The sequence below is a fragment of the Roseinatronobacter sp. S2 genome (assembly GCF_029581395.1).
GTDB lineage: Bacteria > Pseudomonadota > Alphaproteobacteria > Rhodobacterales > Rhodobacteraceae > Roseinatronobacter.
In genome coordinates this window covers 1,713,075-1,732,098 of the sequence record NZ_CP121113.1, presented here as the reverse complement: position 1 = coordinate 1,732,098, position 19,024 = coordinate 1,713,075, and the positions used below count along the sequence as shown (strand labels likewise).

Below are 19,024 nucleotides of genomic sequence, written 5' to 3'. Positions count from 1 at the left end.
TTCACCTTGCCAAAAATACTCATTCCAGCATCAAATCTGCCCGCATCGTCAAAGCGCCGTCCAGCCTCCGTCGACCGAAATCGTGGTGCCGGTGATCTGCGCTGCCGCGTCAGAGCATAAAAACACGGTCGTGCCTCCGATTTGCTCGACAGTGGCAAATTCCCCTGAAGGCTGACGCGACAGCATGACTTCCTTGATCACTGTTTCACGGTCCATGTTGTGGGTTTTCATCTGGTCGGGGATCTGCTTTTCGACAATCGGCGTCAGCACATAGCCCGGACACACAGCATTGCAGGTCACCCCCTTGCCCGCGGCTTCCAGCGCGGTCGTCTTGCTAAGCCCCACAACCCCGTGTTTCGCGGCAATATAGGCGGATTTATAGGGGCTTGCCGTCAACCCGTGCGCCGAGGCGATGTTGACCACACGCCCCCACCCTTTTGCATACATCCCCGGCAGGGCCGCCGCAGTGGTATGAAACGCCGATGACAGGTTGATCGCGATGATCGCGTCCCATTTGTCCTGCGGGAATTCTTCAATCCGCGCGACATGCTGAATGCCTGCGTTATTCACCAGAATATCGCAGCCGCCAGCCTTTTCTATCAGGGCGCGGCAGTCGTCCGGTTTCGACATATCGGCCTGAATATAGGTGACGGACGCGCCGGTTTCGCTGGCAATATCGGCCGCGATCTGGTGATCTTCTGGTGTGTCGGAAAAGGAATTTATCACCACTTCCGCGCCCGCGCGGGCCAGTTCGCGCGCGACCCCCAGCCCGATTCCCGAATTCGACCCCGTGACGACCGCGCGTTTTCCTGCAAGCTGCATTCTTCTTTCCTCTTACATATTTCTCTGCTGTGCAGCATAGACGGAAAAATGGAAAACCCAAAGCAAAGCTATCGCGCAGTTTTGAACAGGTATCCCGAATCGCGCAGGCCAAAAAAAAACGCCCGCACAAGGCGGGCGTCAGTAATTGAGGCAGGTTTCATACAGGCAAGAAACCTATCGAGCAGTGAGTCATATATAGACCTTGTGACGTCGTGTTCCAAGCTAAAAGTTTGAAAACTCTGTCATCGGACTGTAGCGTATGGGGAAACTGTGCCCCGAATTCATCCCCCCGGAGTCGCTTGAATGTTATCAAAAATATGTCGAAACACGACCGCAACCATCATTCTTGCGATGGGGTGCGCAGCCCTAAGCCCTGCATTTGCACAGGCCACCCATGGCATAGCTATGTATGGTGACCCTGCCCTACCACCAGATTTTGAACATTTGCCCCATGTGAACCCCGACGCGCCCAAAGGCGGACGCATCGTTCAGGGCGAAGTCGGCGGCTTTGATTCGCTGAACCCGCATATCCTGAAAGGGCGCAGTCCGTGGCAATTACAATATTTGGCTTATGAAAGCCTGATGGGCCAGAACTGGGACGAACCCTTCACACTTTACGGTCTTTTGGCCGAATCGGTTGAAACTGATGAAGCCCGCACCTGGGTTGAATTCACCTTGCGCCCCGAAGCCGCGTTTTCCGATGGCAGCCCCGTCACGGTTGAAGATGTGCTGTGGTCCTATGAAACGCTGGGCACAGTGGGCCACCCCCGCTATCACGGCACCTGGGCGCGGGTTGAACGTGCGGAAATCACGGGCGAGCGGTCCATCCGCTTCACCTTTACCGAGCCTGACCGCGAATTGCCGCTGATCATGGGCATGCGCCCGATCCTGCAAAAGGCGCAATGGGACGGGCTGGATTTTGCCGAATCAGGCACATCGGTTATTCCCATCACCACCGCGCCCTATGTCATCGACCGGTTCGAAGCGGGGCGCTATGTCTATCTGAAGCGCAATCCCGACTATTGGGGCAATGACCTGCCGTTCATGCGCGGACAGGCCAATCTTGATGAAATCCGCATGGAATTTTTCGGCGATGGCACCGCCATGTTCGAGGCCTTCACCTCTGGCATGCTCAACACCATGCGCGAAACAAACGCGGCATCATGGAACACGCGCTATGATTTCCCCGCCATGCAGGCAGGCGAGGTGGTGAAATCGGAAATCCCCCATGAACGCCCGTCCGGTATTGCCGGTTTCGTGATGAACAGCCGCAACCCCCTGTTTTCCGACTGGCGTGTGCGCGAAGCGATGATTCACGCGTTTAACTTTGAATACATCAACCAGATCATCAACGCGTCCGAAGACCCGCGAATCACATCCTATTTCTCGAATTCGGTTCTGGGCATGCACGATGGCCCGGCAGACGGGCGCGTGGCGGAATTTCTGGCCCCCTTTGCCGATGATCTTCTGCCCGGCACACTTGAAGGCTACACGCTGCCGGTATCGGATGGCAGCGTGACAAACCGTGCCAATATGCGCGCGGCCACCAATCTGCTGGCCGAAGCGGGATGGGACGCAGACAGCGCGGGCGTTTTGCGCAATGCAGATGGCGACCCGTTCCGTTTTACCATTTTGCTGCGCCAAGGCTCCAGCGAGGTTCTGGCGATTGCCGAGATTTATTCCGAAGCCCTGTCGCGGCTGGGAATGAATGTCAACGTCACCCAGATTGATTCGGCGCAATATACCGAGCGCACGAATGCGTTCGATTTCGACATGGCCTATTACATTCGCGGCCTGTCCCTGTCGCCCGGTGCTGAACAGCGGCTGTATTGGGGGTCTGACGCGGCAACTGCGGAAGGGTCCCGCAACTGGATGGGCGTTCAAAGCCCTGCGATAGACGCACTGATCGAACGGCTTGTCACATCGAACGATCAGGAAGATTTCATCGACAGCGCCCGCGCATTGGACCGCGTTCTGACAGCGGGACGACATGTCGTGCCCTTCTGGTTCAACGACCGCGCCCGCATCGCACATGCGCGCGAGCTACGCTTCCCCGAACGCCTGCCAATCTATGGCGACTGGATCGGCTTTCAGCCCGATGTCTGGTGGTGGCAGGAGTGATCTGCGACTGCGCTTTGTCCGGCTTGGCATTGCCTGAACGGGGTCCGGCCTGAGTCAGGCCAGACCGGCAGATCAAGGCGCATGCGTCACATCGTCATGTATGAATTCGTCAATATATCTGCGAGCACTGGGCTATCTTAAACACACAGCCCAATTCGAAAGGCTTTCAACATGACCATGATCCGCAACACCTTGCTTGGTGCCACCCTTTGCAGCGCCCTTGCAACGACCGCAATCGCCGATGAGGCCAGCAAGCTGGTCACTGTCGTCACATCCGACAACGCACAAACCCAGTTGATGGCCATGGTGCTGACCACACAAGCCGTGGAGCAAGGCGCGGATGCGCATATTCTGCTATGTGGGCCGGGCGGCGATCTGGCATTGATCGATGCCCCCGAAAGCGCGACAGCAGGCCAACCGCCGCGCGATGCCAGCCCGCAGGGCATGCTGCAAAACCTGATGGCCAACGGCGCCACGGTCGAGGTCTGTGCCATCTATCTGCCGGGTATGGGTGCCGATGCATCTGTCTTGCTGGATGGTGTGGGCGTTGCACAGCCCCCGGCAATGGCGGGCGCTATGATGGATATGACAGCCCGCGTCTGGTCATTCTAAGCTGTCGGGCGGGATAGAGCATATCACGTTCATTCGCATTCACGAGACATGCCCTAACTTATTGATTTCGCATGTTCGAGAAGCTCAAAACCGGTTCCCACTTTTGAGCAGCATGCTCTAGTGCCGAACACCTGTCGGCACAGATGCCCTGAGGCGCGGAGCAACGGGCGCAAGCCCGCCGCGCCACAGCCCTGCTCAGGCGGACAGGCCACCCGCCAACGGGCAGTTCCAGCCCGATCAGGTCATTGCATGAATGCGAATGAACGCGGGCACGCCCTAGGGTTTCATCAGACTTGGCGCCAAAACCTGTTTTATCGCCGCACTCGCCGCCTGAACTTTGGCACTGCGGTGCAGGTCCACATGCGTCACCAGCCATATTGGTGCGGACCATTCGGGTTGGGGTTCAACCACCTGCACCAATCCTTCAGGGGCAAGCGCTGGCGTCAGAAAGCCCAGTCCCATACCGCTGCGCGTTGCATCGGCGCGAACCGTGGTGCTGTTGCTGCGCAACGCAACCTTATACCCTGTCTGCCGCAGCCATATGTCGAACGGGGCGCGGACATTCACGGCATCTGCGGCGATGAACAGATGCGTGCCCAGATCGTCCATCCCCGACGGGGTGCCGTGCTGCTTCAGATAGCTTTCGGCACCATACAGCCCGAACGACAAATCCCCCAAAGGCTGCACCACATTATCGGGTTCCTGCGGGCGGGCACCGGCACGAATGGCCAGATGCGCCTCGCCATATTCAAGCTGCAAAACGCGTTCTTCGGTGCGCAGGCAAGGGCTTAGCGCAGGATGTTCATCCATCAGGGCCTGAATGGCGGGCATCAACAGGCGGCATAGCTCCGGCACGGTGGTTATCACAAGATCGCCGCCAATTCCGTCTTGTAACCCGTGCAGCCGCGCGGCCAGCGCATCGAAGTTCTGTTCTGCGCCACCGGCAACTTCGGCCAATGCCTGCCCCGCTTCGGTCGGGGAATACCCTTTTGCGTGGCGCTGAAACAGCTTGACGCCAAGCCGGTCTTCCAGCGCATCAATATGACGGATGACCGTTGCATGATGCACACCCAGCGCATGGGCCGCGCCACTTACAGTGCCGGCACGCGCGACATGCAGGGCAGTGCGCAGTTCATCCCATGGGGCAAGGCTCATGCGTGTCGACTCCGTCCAGATGGGTCATTGCAGGATGGGCGTTCAGGCGATGCCGTGTCAAGCAATGTCACGCCGCGCCGACAAGCGCATCATATTCGGCCAGCAACGCGTCCATATCCGCCCCGTCAGGGCTGGTTCGCTGTGCCAATGCCTGATCTGCACGCTGCTGCGCAGCAGCGCTCATGGGCGGGCATGCGCCCGCAAGACTGCGCATTTCATCCAGATTGCCATTGCAATGCAAAACGATATCACACCCAGCCCGCAACGCGGCATCTGCACGCGCAGCGACTGGCCCGCGAAGCGCCTGCATCGAGATGTCATCACTCATCAACAGGCCCGAAAACCCGATACTGTTGCGGATCAGGTCGATCATCCGTATCGATGTCGTGGCGGGCAAATCAGGATCGATGTCAGAAAACACCAGATGCGCACTCATTCCCATGGGCAGATCAGCCAGCGCACGGAATACCGCAAAATCGGTGTGTTCCAGATCCTCGCGGGGCGTATCAACCACCGGCAGTTGCAGATGACTGTCCAGATCGGCGCGGCCATGACCGGGGATGTGTTTCAGCACTGGCAGCACACCGCCCGCCAGCAACCCGTTTGCCATGGCGCGCGCGCAGGCGGTCACGGTGTCCACATCCTGCCCGTAGCAGCGGTTGCGCAAAACGGCATGCGTGTGGGCGAACGCAATATCCGCCAGCGGCGCGCAATTCACATCCACCCCGACTGCACGCAATTCCCCCGCGATAAGACGCCCCCGCACATACATGGCGCGCGCGGGGTTGGCGCTGCGCTGTGTCTGCTCTAGCGCGGGCATCCATTCGCGCCAATGCGGCGCGCGCATGCGCTGCACGCGCCCGCCTTCCTGATCTATCAGAATGGGAATATCGCGCCCCAGCACATCGCGCCAATCCGCGCAAAGCGCGGACAGTTGGGCTGGCGTTTCAACATTGCGCGCAAACAAAATCGCACCCCAAGGGGACGCATCTGCGATAAACCGGCGCTCCATGTTGTTCAGGCGCGTCCCCTCGCAGCCGAAAATAACTGCGCGCGGTGTCTGGCTCATCGTACAAGCACAGGAATACAGTCGATATTCTGTGCAACCAGCGCTGAACAGAACCGCCGTGCATCGCGTTCATCTTCAAACCCGTGCGCGCGCAGGCGGTAAAATACCGACCCGCCGCTATGGGCCGCTTCGATCACGCGGCCACGGTCATCCAGCAAGGGCGAAAAGCGGCGTGCCAACTGGTCCCATGCCGCACGTGCCGCCGGTGCATCATCAAATGCACCCAGTTGCACAAGGCGCGTGCCCGGCCCGATGCTGGCAGGGTCCACATCCAGCCCGCGCGGCGATGACATACCCGCCGCCACAGACGCGGCAATCGCGTCGGCGTCGGAACTGGAAGATACCGTCGCGGGCGCGCTTTGCGCGGCGGGGGTGGCAGCGCGCGCAACCTGCACATCCTGCCCGCGTGCAGGCGGGCGCACCGAACGCGACACGGCAAGGCGGTTGGGGGTGACAAAGCCCAGCGGCTCGCCACTTATTTCGGGCACGTCAGTTTGCAATGAAACCGGAATGGCGGCCTCGGTGTCAGAGGAATAGTCGGATGAGGGGGGCTGAATCTGGTCCGCCTGACGCGGCTGAATGTCATTTGCGCCCAACCCTGTCGGGGGCGGTGCCAGCATAATCGCGCCACTGCCATCATCATCAGATGCGGCCGCCAGTTCGTTTATCGCCAGACCCTGAAACGCAGCCTGCCGTCCACCGGGGTTTTCGGGGGCCACGCGCGACGGCCCTTCCAATGCACGCACAACCGGCACGCCCGACACATCACGCTGCATCATCTGCCATGTCCAAACACCAGCCGCAACCACAAGCGCAAGTGATATAACCGCCCCGAAGGCATGCATCACGGCATTGGGCCGCATCGTCAGCGACGCGCCCCCGCCACCACCGGACATATACTGGGGCGCATGCGGTGCGGCACCCCGCCGCGCGGCATTCACGGGCGGTGCATTGGGCGCAGGCGCATAGCCCTGTGACGGATGCGCGTATGCGGCGTGCGGATTATATGCAGCATCAGGGGCATAGTGGCCGGGCTGCGCCGGATAAGGCGCATAGCCTTGCGCAGCACCATAGGCAGGATCTTGCATCGGGGCGTATTCGGGGGCGGCCGCAGGGGCGCGCTGGGGCGCGCGTGCATATTCCGGTGCATAACCCGCACCGTCACCATATCCATGATAGGAATGCCCATCAGAATGCATGTGGCCGGACCTGCCATTCACCGGCACATGACCGTGGGCATTATCTGCGGGGAAATACCTGCTCTCACCCATAACTGCCTCTCTCACGTGCGAGGCGCAGACAGACTGCGCCCGCTCACATGGTTTTTCGACGTTTGGCAAGATGCCTGCTCGACACTGCCGCTTTTGCTGCGCGTTTTGCGCTTTTTATATTTTTCACGGACAGCACGTTCCCGCCCTGCCCGTTTACCTGACCACAGTTGCGCATTTTAGCGCATTTCAGTGACTGGCGTGACACCTAGGATAGCAAGCCCGGCGGAAATAACAACGCCTGTCCCGCGCGCGAGTGCAATTTTGGCCGAGGTTGTGGCAAGATCGCCCTCTTGCACGAAACGAAGTGCGGGCGTGTCATTGCCACGGTTCCACAATCCGTGAAATTCCGCTGCCAATTCAGACAGATAGGCGGCAATTCTATGGGGTTCTTGCGTGCGCGCTGCCAGTTCCACAATCCGCGGCCATTCGGCCAGTTTCCGCATCAGTGCCAGTTCGGCAGGGTCATCCAGCATTGTATGCGCCGCATTCGCAAGCGCCGTGTCATCTGTTGCAACGCCCATATCCGCCGCCTTGCGCAGCACCGAGCATATCCGTGCATGGGCATATTGCACATAGAACACCGGATTATCGCGGGATTGTTCAAGCACCTTGTCAAAATCGAAATCCAGCGTTGCGTCGTTCTTGCGGGTCAGCATGACAAAGCGGGTGACATCTGCGCCCACTTCATCCACCACATCGCGCAGGGTCACAAATGTGCCTGCACGCTTGGACATCTTGAACGGCTCGCCGTTCTTGTAAAGTTTCACCAACTGGATCAGCTTCACCTCCAGCGGCACACGACCATTGGACAGCGCCGATACGGCCGCTTTCATCCGCTTGACATAGCCGCCATGATCGGCGCCGAAAATGTCGATCAGCAGATCAAATTCGCGCGCTATCTTGTTGTAATGATATGCAATATCAGGGGCGAAATACGTCCAGCTTCCATCCGATTTCATGATCGGGCGGTCAACATCGTCGCCATGCGCGGTCGACCGGAACAGGGTTTGTTCGCGCGGTTCCCAGTCTTCAGGCGTCTTGCCCTTCGGCGGCTCCAGCGTGCCGGTATAGATCAGGTTTTGCGCGCGCAGCCGTTCAATGGCGGTCTCGATCTCGCCAGTGCCGTAAAGCGCTTTCTCGCTGGAATAGACATCCATGCGCACACCAAGGGCGGCCAGATCCTCGCGGATCATGCCCATCATGCGATCCGTTGCAAAATTGCGCACTGTCTCCAGCCACACAGACTCGGGTTGGTCAAGGAACGTCTCGCCGAACTCGGCCTTCAGCTCCTCGCCCACATCTTTAAGGTATTCGCCGGGATAAAGCCCATCGGCAATTTCGGGCGACAGGCCATGCGCCTCGCGGTAGCGCTCATAGGCTGACCGCGCCAGAACATCGACCTGCGCGCCACCATCGTTGATGTAATATTCGCGCGTCACATCATAGCCTGCGAAGGCCAGCAGGTTGCACAATGCGTCCCCCACCACCGCGCCGCGCGTATGGCCCACATGCATAGGCCCAGTGGGGTTTGCGGACACGAACTCGACATTTACCCGCACCCCCTGCCCCATATCCGAGCGTCCGAACGCCAGGCCGTCGGTCAAGGCCGTTGCAACAACACCTTGCCATAACGCCGGCGACAGGCGCAGGTTCAAAAACCCCGGCCCCGCGACTTCTGCACTGTCAATACGGGCATCTGCGGTCAGGGCTGCGGCAAGCGCATCGGCAATCTCGCGCGGTTTCAACCCGGCAGGTTTGGCCAGCACCATCGCGGCGTTCGTTGCCATATCGCCATGCGCGGGATCGCGCGGCGGTTCTACCGCGACATTGCTGAAATCCAGGCCTTGCGGCAACGCGCTGTCAGCGACCATGGCCTGCAAACAGTCCAGCACCAGCGCACGAATATCGGAAAACAGGTTCATCTTGTCCGTCCTTGTTGCTGCGTCTGCCCTACGCCGCAGGCGCGCGGGCGTCAATGCCCGCGAAGCCCTTGTGTCGCGGGGTTGGGGGTGTATGGTTGCGCTAACACACCCTTACATAAGGATATAAACATGCGCTGGGGAATACTGGGGGCGGCCAAGATCGCCCGAACCGATGTCGCGCCCGCCATCCAACTGGCAAACGGTGCCGAACTGGTCGCTGTGGCCACGCGCGAGGTGGCGCGCGCTGCACCGTTTCAGGCTTTGGTGCCAGGGTTGACGGTTCACAACAGCTATGACGCCCTGCTCGCAGACCCGAATATTGATGCGGTCTATATTCCCCTGCCCAATCACCTGCATGTCGAATGGTCAGTGAAAGCGGCGCAGGCGGGCAAACATGTGCTGTGTGAAAAGCCCATTGCCCTGCATTCAAGCGAAATCGACCAGTTGATCGCCGCGCGCGATACCACTGGCCGACTGATTGCCGAAGCGTTCATGGTCGCCCACCACCCCCAATGGGCACTGGCGCGTGATCTGTTGGCGCAAGGGGCCATCGGGCGGCTGGAACATGTAGACGGGTGTTTCACCTACACCAACCGCGACCTGAGCAATATCCGCCATATCGCCGATATGGGGGGCGGGGGCTTGCGTGATGTGGGTGTTTACCCTTGCTTTGTGACGCGCATGACAACCGGCATGGAACCCGAAACCCTGCGCGCCGATATCCGCACCCAGAATGGTGTCGATATTTTCGCCCGCGTCTGGGCCGATTTCGCAGATTTCACCATGTCGTTTTACTGCGGGATGATGCAGGCGCGGCGTCAGCAGATGGTGTTTCACGGACAAGACGGCTGGATTGCGCTGAATGCACCGTTCAACGGGCCGAATTACGGGGATTGCCGGGTCGACTGGTGCGACGCCGACGGGCAGATCACCACGCGGCATTTCAACAACATCAACCAATATGCGCTGATGATCGAAGCTTTTGGCCGGTCGGTGCGGACTGGCAGCGCTTTTGCCTGCCCGCTGGAAATGTCGCGCGGCAATCAGGTGATGATCGACGCGATCTTTGACGCAGCGGCTTAGGGCATATCGCGTCGGGGTGGAACGCGGGACTGGTTGAAATGGTCTGAAGGCGGGGGCATTACGGCCATGGATAAAGCCCGCGCTATCGGTGGGCCGGGGTCTGCCGATCCGACATTGGTGCAGTTCACTTTATGCAGGCGGTATATTCCGACATCAAAGGCTTTGCGTGTCACTGACCAAATCGGCAGGCCGCGGGACGGCCCACCGATGGCGCGGCGGCCTGCGGCCTTGATTCCGCGCCTTGGTCGTGCCCACGCAAGCATCAGGCCCAAAATCATTCCAGACAGGCCCGCAGCCGGTCAGATGCGCACGCCTTCGCGCCCAGCAAGATCGGTGAAGAACTGCCACGCCACGCGGCCTGACCGGCTGCCGCGCGTGGCCTGCCATTCGATTGCCTCGGCGCGCAGGCGTGCGGGGTCGATATGCAGGCCATAGGCCGTGCAATAGCCCTGAATCATCGCCAGATACTCGTCCTGATCACACGGATGGAACCCCAGCCACAGGCCAAACCGGTCTGACAGCGACACTTTTTCTTCAACAGCTTCCGACGGGGAAATCGCGGATGAACGTTCATTTTCGATCATGTCGCGGGGCATCAGGTGGCGGCGGTTCGATGTCGCATACAGCACCACATTTTCAGGCCGCCCTTCGACCCCACCATCCAGAACCGCCTTCAGGGATTTGTAATGCTGGTCATCATGGCTGAAGGACAGATCATCGCAAAACAGGATGAACCGCGCATCCACCTTGCGCAAATGGGCCATCAACCGCCCGATCGACGGCAGATCCTCGCGCTGGATTTCCACAAGCTTCAGCGCCGATTCCGGCACCTGTTCCAGCACCGCTGCATGAACGGCCTTGACCAGCGATGATTTACCCATACCGCGCGCGCCCCACAAAAGCGCATTATTCGCAGGCAGACCGCGCGCAAACTGGACAGTGTTGGCCAGCAATGTGTCGCGCGAACGCCCGATCCCCACCAACAGATCCAGCGCCACGCGGTTGACCTGCGCTACCGGCTGCACATGGTCGGGGCTGACATGCCAGACGAATGCATCTGCACTGGCAAAATCGGGGGCAGTATCGGCAGGCGGCGACACACGCTCCAGCGCATCGGCAATGCGGCGCAGGCTTGATGCGGTGTCTTCGTTTTGCAGGTCGGTATTCGCGGCGTCAGATGGCAGAACGAAAGGCGGCAGGGTCATTTTTCGTCTTCCATCTCGTCGGCGAATATTTCGTCATCTTCGTCCAGCAACCCTTCACGGCGCAGTTTTTCATTCCGCTTGCGTTCGACGCGTGCCACCAGAAAAATCGAAATCTCATACAGGCCATAGACCACTGCAAACAGGATGATCTGGGTGATCACATCAGGCGGCGTGACGAGGGCGGCAAGTGTCAGAATGCCCACCATCGCCCATTTGCGCCCGGATCGCAGGCCCGCCTCTGACACCAGCCCGGCCTTGCCCATCAGGGTCAGCAGAACCGGCAGCTGAAAACACAGCCCGAACGCCACAATGAACTTGATGGTCAGGTTCAGATATTCCTGTGCAGACCCCTGAAACACAACCGACAAAGGTGCCGTTGCGGGGCCACCTTCCAAAGCCTCTCCCGCGGCGCCGAATTGCTGGAAGCCAAGGAAGAAATTGTAAGCCAGAGGGGTGACAATATAGAATGCAAATGACGCGCCCAGCAGGAACATGAACGGGGACGCGACCAGAAAGGGCAGGAACGCACCCTTTTCAGACCGATACAGGCCGGGTGCCACAAACCGCCACATCTGCATCGCAATCACTGGAAACGACAGCATGAAGCCGCCCAGAAGCGACACCTTGATTGCGACAAAGAACCCTTCTTGTGGGCTGATGAAAATCAGGTCACAGTTTTGCCCGCGATCAGCAAGGGCCGAACATAGCGGTGCGGTCAGAAAATTGAAGATCGGCGTCGCGACGGTAAAGCAGGCCAGCATTGCAAGCACGAATGCCAGCACGGATTTAATCAACCGTGATCGCAATTCCGCCAGATGTTCGATCAATGGCGCGCTTTTGTCTTCGATATCATCCTGGGCAGGGGATTTTGTCATGTCATGCTCTCGTGCAGCGGCCCTTAGGCTTTGGACGCCGTGTCATCTTTCGGGGCTACATCAGGTGTATCGGGGGGGGCGCTTGCTTTGCTTGCTTTGGCAGTGCGGCCACGTCCCGCATCCGCCTTGGGGGCGCGATCTTGACGCACCTGTTCCATTTCGGCCGCGATCTCGTCCAGTTCGGCTTCATCTTCATCATTGCTGGCATCTGCGTTGCTGGTATCTGCGGCAGGACCGGTTTTCTTGCCCTTGGAGGGAGCATCGGGCTTCATCGGGTCCCAGTTCCTAAGCTTGTCCAGCTCATCCATACCCATTTTCTTCGGGTCGGTCATCCCGCGCAGATCGCGCGCAACATCCTTGACGCCGCTTTCATCTGCGGCTTCATCCATTGCGCGTTGAAATTCGCGCGCCATATTGCGGGCCTTGGCGGTAAACTGGCCAAGGGTCCGAAACATCTTTGGCAAGTCTTTCGGACCGACAACGATAAGCGCGACAACGCCAATCACCAACAGTTCAGTCCAGCCTATATCCAGCATTGAACACCCCCTGCACGCCTATTTGCATAGGCATTGCGCGCCCCACAGGGCGCATGATTGCGCCGCTGCGCCTGCGTGGATCAGGCTTTGTCTTTTTCGTGTTCGGTTTCCGGCGTCACGTCACGGGGTGTGCTGGACGCCTCGCCGTTTTTGTTCTCCAGCTCCTCGGAGCCATCGTTCAGACCCTTCTTGAAGGATGTGATCCCTTTGCCGACCTCGCCCATCAGGGCGCTGACCTTGCCGCGTCCGAACAGGACAAGAACGACGACTGCGATGATGATAAAGCCCGCCGGGCCAATATTATTGAGCATGATTTTCTCCCTCCGGTCATGCTAACAGCATGACAGCGCGTGTCTACATATTCCATTTATGGATTAGCAGCAGGCAATCAAAGCCCCAAATTGGAAATCGTTGAATTTTCCTGCCACATTGCCGCTATAAGAGCGTTACCTGGCCGGGTTCGGGCGACAGAATGCCATGAACTGCCATATTTGTGATCAGGATTGGTAAACTGCGGCCGCGCCACTGCCTTGTCGCAGGGCAGGTTTCAGTTGATATGGCGCTTGCGCGTCAGCGCTTTTGTCCCGCGCACCGCATTGCGACCGGATGCTTTGGCCGCATACAGGCGCGCATCGGCCTGCGCCATCAGGGTATCAACAGTGTCACAGTCAATATCGCATTCTGCAACGCCCATGCTGGCGGTAAAACGGACATCAGGACATTCAGGCGCAACGGCTTGTTCGATTGCAACGCGCACGCGTTCTGCAATGTCCAGCGCTGTATCTGCATCAGCCGCGACCAGCACGCCGAATTCTTCGCCGCCCAGACGCCCGAAACGGTCTTCAAGGCGCAGTTCGGATTGCACAGCGGCCCCGACAGTGCGCAGCACCGCATCGCCTGCGGCATGGCCGAAACTGTCATTGATCGCCTTGAAGTTATCAAGATCGAACATGATCAGGCTGTATTCTGTGCCATCGCGGCGGTTTTCCGATAGTGCGCGCGTCAAATCATCCGCGAAGGCACGGCGTGTCATTGCGCCGGTCAGCGCATCGCGGTGGGCTTCAAGCCACAGGGCGGCATGATCCACGACCAATGCTGCGAAACTGGACAAAAGGGCTTCGGCGTTCGGTGCGAAACTGCTGGCGAACGCACGCAGCGTGCCAATGCGTTGCGACTGCTGCATCAATGGCGCTTCAAGGCAATTCAGGCCGACAGGCACCGGCAGCGGGGCATCGCCATTGAATTGCGCGCAAACATGTGTCGCGCCTGTGGTTTGGCGGATCAGTGCAAATACAGTGTCAAAACGCGTATCATCCGGTCCAACCATGGCCAGGTTCTGACCATGCGCTGCCGCCCCTGTTTCAGGCGCAGCCGGTATCTTTTTCTCTGCGATGATCTGACGATGGAAACTCATGGCGACACCTTGCAACACTTCATGATGCATGTATCGCTGTTAACTATGGTCAGGCTTGGGTGCAAAGATGGCAAAAGCGCGATGAATCTTGACGGATAATTAACCAAATATGGCGAAGTTGCCACAATTGGTAAACGCGCTCCTAATCCTACAGCCAGAATACATCTTTAGGTTGTAAATTGCTGAAATTCAACAACTTTTGCTAACCCTGCGTCCCGTGCCGCAAATCGCGGAAATTGCGCTTCTGGCGATCTGTCCAGAACACCTGAAGTTTGGTTCCCTCATCCGTCTGCACTTCGTGCTCGACAACACCTTGTTGAAACAACCACGCCCGCGCGCGCCCTTGTTCAAATCCAAGGGTCAGCGTTTCAAGATGGCGCACATCATCCAGAATAAGGGTAATTGCATCAAAAAACCCGTCCAGCCCCTGCCCGGTCACCGAAGACGCAAGAAAAACGCCTTCGACACGGGCCGCACGATTGGTGACGGCTTCGGCAGATTCGGCATCCAGAAGATCAGACTTGTTCCACAACTCGACCAGTGGCGTTTCCTTGCGCACGCCCAGATCCGCCAGAATTGACCGCACATTCTGCGCCTGCGATTCGGTTTCCGAATGCGCGATATCACGCACATGCACGATCAGGTCTGCTTCCAGCACTTCTTCAAGTGTCGCGCGGAAGGCTGCAACAAGCTGCGTCGGCAGGTCCGAGATGAAACCCACCGTGTCCGACAGGATCACCTGCTTGCCCGTGGGCAAGGTGACCGCGCGCATGGTCGGGTCCAGCGTGGCAAAAAGCATGTCCTTTGCCAGCACATCTGCACCGGTCAGGCGGTTGAACAATGTGGATTTGCCTGCATTGGTATACCCCACCAGCGCGACCACCGGAAAGGGCACTTTGCGGCGCGCGGCACGGTGCAGGTCGCGGGTTTTGGCCACTTTTGACAGCTGGCGGCGCAGGCGCACCATCTGCTCATCAATGGCGCGGCGGTCAGCCTCGATCTGGGTTTCCCCCGGACCGCCCACGAAACCAAGCCCGCCCCGCTGCCGTTCAAGGTGGGTCCATGCCCGCACCAGACGCGTGCGCTGGTAGCTGAGCGCCGCCAGTTCCACTTGCAACACCCCTTCGCGGGTGCGCGCGCGGTCCGCGAAAATTTCAAGGATAAGGCCGGTGCGGTCAAGCAGCTTGACCTCCCATGCGCGTTCCAGATTGCGCTGTTGCACCGGACTGACCGGCCCGTCAATCAGCACCAGATCCACATCCAGATCGGCCATGCGGGTGCCAAGCTCTTCAACCTTGCCGGTGCCGAACAACAGCCCGGGATGCGCCTTTGGCAAGCGCACCACCTCTGCGCCGACAACATCCAGACCGGGCAGCGCATACGCAAGCGCCTGCGCTTCGGACAACGCATGTTCGGGAAGGCGGCCACGATCGACCGACCTGATATCAGGATGCAAAACATAAGCGCGGGTCGGGCGTGTGCCCCCCTCGCCACCAAGTTCAGAAACGTCAACCGGCGCGCGTGCGATCAGCTTTCACCTTCATATAGGGAAATGGGCTGGCCCGGCATGATCGTTGAAATCGCGTGCTTATACACAAGCTGGCTTTGGCCATCGCGACGCAAAAGCACACAAAAATTATCAAACCAGGTAATAACGCCCTGAAGTTTGACACCGTTAATCAGAAATACCGTCACCGGAACCTTGTTCTTGCGAACATGGTTCAGAAATGCGTCCTGCAAGTTCTGTTTATCATTGGCCATGCGTCTGCCTTTTTGTCTTGGGCTTGTTGCTTTACGCAGAGAGCCGCGTCTCCCTATGTCATCAGTATGAAACGCCAGATGGAAAACTTCCAGACCCGTTGGGCGACAAATCAGGATTTAAGGCAATTTTCTTTCACTTCATCGGCTTTGCGGCGCTTTCAGACACGGACAAAGGCTACGATCTGGGCCAAAGCACGGATAACAGCAACAGAAATTCCAACCTGCCAAGCACCATCCCCGCCCCCAGAACCGCCCTTTGCGCATCCCCAAGTTCGGACCATGTCAGCGAAACCGACCCTGCAATATGCACAAGCGGGCCTGTCGTTGTAAGGGCCGCCACCGCATAGGTCAGCGCATCTTCCATTGTCGTGCCCAAAATCGTCAGGGCCGCCATGACAACACCCAGCCCCAATATGAAGATCAGCAAGAACAGCCACGCCGAAAACGCCCCTTCGGTGCGCAACCCGCGCATATGCGCCCCGTGCCCCCCCACACCGGCGGGGTGAACCAGATGCTCCAACTCATACCTTGCCTGCCACATCAACGCGAAAACCCGCATCAGTTTAAGCCCGCCTGCGGTTGTCGCCACGCCCCCCCCGATCAGGGCCAGCCCCAAAAGGACAATGCCCGCAGGCCCCGCAAAGAAGCCGTCCTGCAAATCTGTGCCGCTGCTGATAAACCCCGTGGTCGTCAGGAATGACAGCCCGTTGAAGACAACACTCCATAATTCGCGCGCGAAGGTGGACACGCCCCCCCCCTCGCCGTGAAACGCGTATGTCAGGACGAACAGCGCACATAAGCCCACCAGCAACACCGCCGCAAAGGCAATTTCGATCTGCCGCAAGTTCAGCCGCGCGCCATGCTCTCTCGCGCCAGCAAGCCAGAATGTCCGGCTTAGGCCCAGCAACAAGAACACAGCCAGCAGCGCCTCGGTCACCCCGGTCAGCGGCGCAACCTCCCACCCTGCGCCCGGCACGATGCCGGATGTGGACAGCGCCGACATGGCAAGAATAAGCGCCACAAGCGGCGGGTTGCCGGCCATGGACAGCGCGACCCACAGCAAAAGCGTAAATCCGGCATAAAGCGGCGCAATCAGCCCGATCTGCAAGCGCAAACGCTGAAGCGTGTCATCGGGTGCCGCGCCGGTGCTGTAGTCGATCATAAGCTGCTTGCTTAATGCGGGTCCGGCCATGCGCCGTTCATTGCGCACGGCCAACACCTCGAACCCGCCCATGTTCATTGGTGCCAGAATGGCAATCACATACACCAGAACGAACAGCCCCCCCAGCCAGCCGGTGATGCCGCGCCACAGGTGCACGCTGCGCGGCACCGCGCCGTCCCGCACACCGTCCAGCACCGTGGCCCCCGTGGTGGTAAAGCCCGACAGCATTTCAAACCACGCATCCGCAAAGCGAAGTCCGGGGACCGCTTCAGTCAGGGGAATGGCCATAAGAAGCGGCAAAATGACATAGGCCGCCGACAACACGAAGAACGGGTGCGAAATCAGCCTGTCTTTGGGCTTGCGCGATTTGTTCGCCAGATAGATCAGCGCCGTGAAGCTGCCCAACAGGGCGGCCGAATACAAGAAGGCACGCGCACTTTCATGTTCGCGCAAGGTAAAGCCGACTGCCGCGGGAATGATCATTGCCACGGCAGTCACGGCCACCAAGACCAACAAAATCACGGTTCCACGCGAACCATGCGCCATATGCGCCCCCTTGCAGATGTGAAATTTGCCTTAACAATCAACACCAACTAATTGATATTGAGTTATTATTCATCACATCAGAAAAATTCGACCGCGACTTGCAACAATTCGTCCACTTTGGGCACATCTTCCGACAATGCAAAGATTACAACAAGATCGGCTTCGCGCAGGATCATGCTGCCCGTGGGTTTCATGAATTCGCCCTTGCGCAGCACCCCGATCAGCAGCGCCCCTTCAGGAAAAGGAATGTCGCGCACCGCGCGGTCGGCAAGCTGCGATGTGCCCAGAACCTGCGCCTCGATCACCTCTGCCTCTCTGTCGCCGACCATATAGATTGACCGCACACGCCCATGCCGGACATGGCGCAGGATGGAACTGACCGTAAGCGCGCGCGGGTTGATATAGGCATCAACCCCCAAGGCATCGGCCAGCGGCACCAGACTGGGATCATTGATCAAAGAGATGGACATCTTACCCCCCAGCGATTGCGCGCGCACCGCCGCCAGCAGGTTGGTCTTGTCATCATCAGTCAGCACCAGAACCGCATCGGTCTTGGAGATACCGGCCTCGTTCAGCAATTCGGCGTCAAGCCCGTCGCCATGCAGCACGATAGACCGCACCAGCATATCCGCCGCCTTTTCGGCGCGCGCCCTGTCACGCTCTATCACCTTGACGCGCACGCGTTCCGGCTGCGATTCCAGCATGCTGGCAACGCTCAGGCCCACATTGCCGCCACCGATCACCAGAACCCGTTCCTGCCGCGTCTGGGTCTTGCCAAACACCTCGAAACAGCGGCTGACATCGCGCGCATCGGTCAGGACATAGATCTGGTCGCCTTCGAATAACTGGTCTTCGGGTTCGGGGGCAAACAGGCGCTTGCCGCGCCGGACACCGGCAACCATGACCCGCAATGTCGGAAACAGGTCGGACAACTGGCGCAAGGGTGTGTTCAGCACAGAACATTCCACATGCAGCGTCATGCCCATCAACAATGCCTTGCCGTCAAAATATTCATGCACATCAAACGCACCCGGATAGGCCACCCGCTTCAGCGCGGCCAGCGACACCTCTCGCTCAGGGCTGATGATGACATCAATGGGCATATGTTCGCGCCGGAACAGCCCTGCATACTGGCGTTCAAGATAGGTTTGCTGGCGCAGGCGCGCAATCTTGCGGGTGACGCCAAACACCGAATGGGCCACCTGACAGGTGACCATGTTGACCTCGTCCGAATAGGTCGCAGCGATGACCATATCAGCATCTGCGGCGCCTGCCTTGTCCAGAACTTCCGGATGGCTGGCAAAGCCAAGCACCCCTTGCACATCCAGCGTGTCGGTCGCGCGCTGGACAAGCGCGGGGTTGTTGTCCACGATCGTCACATCGTTGTTTTCACGCGACAGGTGGCGGGCAATCTGCCAGCCGACCTGTCCGGCCCCACAGACAATCACTTTCATGGCGCGCGCGCTCCTT

General features: G+C 59.0%; 17 protein-coding genes. 3 read left to right on the top strand and 14 right to left on the bottom strand.

Features of this window, described 5'->3' with window-relative positions; all coding sequences use genetic code 11:
- Positions 1 to 48: 48 nt before the first annotated feature.
- A complete protein-coding gene (locus P8S53_RS08220; protein WP_277806657.1) occupies positions 49 to 822 on the bottom strand; it encodes a 3-hydroxybutyrate dehydrogenase in 774 nt (257 codons plus the stop codon).
- 303 nt (positions 823 to 1,125) lie between these two features.
- Between P8S53_RS08220 and P8S53_RS08215 the strand changes: the two genes are divergently transcribed.
- Positions 1,126 to 2,943 (top strand): extracellular solute-binding protein, encoded by a 1,818-nt coding sequence (locus P8S53_RS08215; protein ID WP_277806656.1) that lies wholly within the window; start codon positions 1,126 to 1,128, stop codon positions 2,941 to 2,943.
- 171 nt (positions 2,944 to 3,114) lie between these two features.
- Positions 3,115 to 3,555, top strand: a complete 441-nt coding sequence (locus tag P8S53_RS08210) for a hypothetical protein (RefSeq protein ID WP_277806655.1) — start codon at positions 3,115 to 3,117, stop codon at positions 3,553 to 3,555.
- A gap of 276 nt (positions 3,556 to 3,831) precedes the next feature.
- On the opposite strand, the gene P8S53_RS08205 is transcribed toward P8S53_RS08210, so the two are convergent.
- From P8S53_RS08205 to argS, 4 genes are all read right to left on the bottom strand, one after another.
- A complete protein-coding gene (locus P8S53_RS08205; RefSeq protein WP_277806654.1) occupies positions 3,832 to 4,710 on the bottom strand; it encodes a LysR family transcriptional regulator in 879 nt (292 codons plus the stop codon).
- A gap of 67 nt (positions 4,711 to 4,777) precedes the next feature.
- Positions 4,778 to 5,779 carry a beta-N-acetylhexosaminidase gene (gene nagZ, locus P8S53_RS08200; protein WP_277806653.1) on the bottom strand — a complete coding sequence of 334 codons (1,002 nt, stop codon included), beginning with the start codon at positions 5,777 to 5,779 and terminating at the stop codon, positions 4,778 to 4,780.
- Positions 5,776 to 7,050: an SPOR domain-containing protein gene (locus P8S53_RS08195; protein ID WP_277806652.1), complete on the bottom strand. Its 1,275-nt coding sequence runs from the start codon at positions 7,048 to 7,050 to the stop codon at positions 5,776 to 5,778. Before P8S53_RS08195 ends, nagZ begins: the two co-directional genes overlap by 4 nt.
- A 176-nt stretch (positions 7,051 to 7,226) precedes the next feature.
- Positions 7,227 to 8,972: an arginine--tRNA ligase gene (gene argS / locus P8S53_RS08190; RefSeq protein WP_277806651.1), complete on the bottom strand. Its 1,746-nt coding sequence runs from the start codon at positions 8,970 to 8,972 to the stop codon at positions 7,227 to 7,229.
- 129 nt (positions 8,973 to 9,101) lie between these two features.
- Between argS and P8S53_RS08185 the strand changes: the two genes are divergently transcribed.
- On the top strand, positions 9,102 to 10,055 hold the full coding sequence (locus tag P8S53_RS08185; protein ID WP_277806650.1) for a Gfo/Idh/MocA family protein: 954 nt from the start codon (positions 9,102 to 9,104) through the stop codon (positions 10,053 to 10,055).
- 299 nt (positions 10,056 to 10,354) lie between these two features.
- On the opposite strand, the gene P8S53_RS08180 is transcribed toward P8S53_RS08185, so the two are convergent.
- The 9 genes from P8S53_RS08180 to trkA form a co-directional block, all read right to left on the bottom strand.
- On the bottom strand, positions 10,355 to 11,260 hold the full coding sequence (locus P8S53_RS08180; protein ID WP_277806649.1) for an ATP-binding protein: 906 nt from the start codon (positions 11,258 to 11,260) through the stop codon (positions 10,355 to 10,357).
- Entirely contained in the window at positions 11,257 to 12,135 is an 879-nt protein-coding gene (gene tatC / locus P8S53_RS08175) for a twin-arginine translocase subunit TatC (RefSeq protein WP_277806648.1), read from the bottom strand. Before tatC ends, P8S53_RS08180 begins: the two co-directional genes overlap by 4 nt.
- A gap of 23 nt (positions 12,136 to 12,158) precedes the next feature.
- A complete protein-coding gene (tatB, locus tag P8S53_RS08170; RefSeq protein WP_277806647.1) occupies positions 12,159 to 12,671 on the bottom strand; it encodes a Sec-independent protein translocase protein TatB in 513 nt (170 codons plus the stop codon).
- Between the two features lie 80 nt (positions 12,672 to 12,751).
- Positions 12,752 to 12,982, bottom strand: a complete 231-nt coding sequence (locus P8S53_RS08165; RefSeq protein ID WP_277806646.1) for a twin-arginine translocase TatA/TatE family subunit — start codon at positions 12,980 to 12,982, stop codon at positions 12,752 to 12,754.
- Between the two features lie 236 nt (positions 12,983 to 13,218).
- On the bottom strand, positions 13,219 to 14,085 hold the full coding sequence (locus tag P8S53_RS08160; protein ID WP_277806645.1) for a GGDEF domain-containing protein: 867 nt from the start codon (positions 14,083 to 14,085) through the stop codon (positions 13,219 to 13,221).
- Between the two features lie 202 nt (positions 14,086 to 14,287).
- Positions 14,288 to 15,541, bottom strand: a complete 1,254-nt coding sequence (gene hflX, locus P8S53_RS08155; protein WP_277806644.1) for a GTPase HflX — start codon at positions 15,539 to 15,541, stop codon at positions 14,288 to 14,290.
- Between the two features lie 71 nt (positions 15,542 to 15,612).
- Positions 15,613 to 15,846, bottom strand: coding sequence for an RNA chaperone Hfq (hfq, locus tag P8S53_RS08150; protein ID WP_277806643.1), 234 nt, complete (start codon positions 15,844 to 15,846; stop codon positions 15,613 to 15,615).
- A gap of 175 nt (positions 15,847 to 16,021) precedes the next feature.
- Positions 16,022 to 17,554: a potassium transporter TrkG gene (locus P8S53_RS08145; RefSeq protein WP_277806642.1), complete on the bottom strand. Its 1,533-nt coding sequence runs from the start codon at positions 17,552 to 17,554 to the stop codon at positions 16,022 to 16,024.
- 77 nt (positions 17,555 to 17,631) lie between these two features.
- The gene (trkA, locus tag P8S53_RS08140; RefSeq protein ID WP_277806641.1) at positions 17,632 to 19,008 is read right to left on the bottom strand and encodes a Trk system potassium transporter TrkA; all 1,377 of its coding nucleotides are present in this window, start codon (positions 19,006 to 19,008) and stop codon (positions 17,632 to 17,634) included.
- Positions 19,009 to 19,024: the final 16 nt, after the last annotated feature.

What these genes read in the sequence shown, in the direction of transcription:
- P8S53_RS08220 (WP_277806657.1), bottom strand. Translation starts at nt 822, where the DNA reads ATGCAGCTTGCAGGAAAACGCGCGGTCGTCACGGGGTCGAATTCGGGA.
- P8S53_RS08215 (WP_277806656.1), top strand. Translation starts at nt 1,126, where the DNA reads ATGTTATCAAAAATATGTCGAAACACGACCGCAACCATCATTCTTGCG.
- P8S53_RS08210 (WP_277806655.1), top strand. Translation starts at nt 3,115, where the DNA reads ATGACCATGATCCGCAACACCTTGCTTGGTGCCACCCTTTGCAGCGCC.
- P8S53_RS08205 (WP_277806654.1), bottom strand. Translation starts at nt 4,710, where the DNA reads ATGAGCCTTGCCCCATGGGATGAACTGCGCACTGCCCTGCATGTCGCG.
- nagZ (WP_277806653.1), bottom strand. Translation starts at nt 5,779, where the DNA reads ATGAGCCAGACACCGCGCGCAGTTATTTTCGGCTGCGAGGGGACGCGC.
- P8S53_RS08195 (WP_277806652.1), bottom strand. Translation starts at nt 7,050, where the DNA reads ATGGGTGAGAGCAGGTATTTCCCCGCAGATAATGCCCACGGTCATGTG.
- argS (WP_277806651.1), bottom strand. Translation starts at nt 8,972, where the DNA reads ATGAACCTGTTTTCCGATATTCGTGCGCTGGTGCTGGACTGTTTGCAG.
- P8S53_RS08185 (WP_277806650.1), top strand. Translation starts at nt 9,102, where the DNA reads ATGCGCTGGGGAATACTGGGGGCGGCCAAGATCGCCCGAACCGATGTC.
- P8S53_RS08180 (WP_277806649.1), bottom strand. Translation starts at nt 11,260, where the DNA reads ATGACCCTGCCGCCTTTCGTTCTGCCATCTGACGCCGCGAATACCGAC.
- tatC (WP_277806648.1), bottom strand. Translation starts at nt 12,135, where the DNA reads ATGACAAAATCCCCTGCCCAGGATGATATCGAAGACAAAAGCGCGCCA.
- tatB (WP_277806647.1), bottom strand. Translation starts at nt 12,671, where the DNA reads ATGCTGGATATAGGCTGGACTGAACTGTTGGTGATTGGCGTTGTCGCG.
- P8S53_RS08165 (WP_277806646.1), bottom strand. Translation starts at nt 12,982, where the DNA reads ATGCTCAATAATATTGGCCCGGCGGGCTTTATCATCATCGCAGTCGTC.
- P8S53_RS08160 (WP_277806645.1), bottom strand. Translation starts at nt 14,085, where the DNA reads ATGAGTTTCCATCGTCAGATCATCGCAGAGAAAAAGATACCGGCTGCG.
- hfq (WP_277806643.1), bottom strand. Translation starts at nt 15,846, where the DNA reads ATGGCCAATGATAAACAGAACTTGCAGGACGCATTTCTGAACCATGTT.
- P8S53_RS08145 (WP_277806642.1), bottom strand. Translation starts at nt 17,554, where the DNA reads ATGGCGCATGGTTCGCGTGGAACCGTGATTTTGTTGGTCTTGGTGGCC.
- trkA (WP_277806641.1), bottom strand. Translation starts at nt 19,008, where the DNA reads ATGAAAGTGATTGTCTGTGGGGCCGGACAGGTCGGCTGGCAGATTGCC.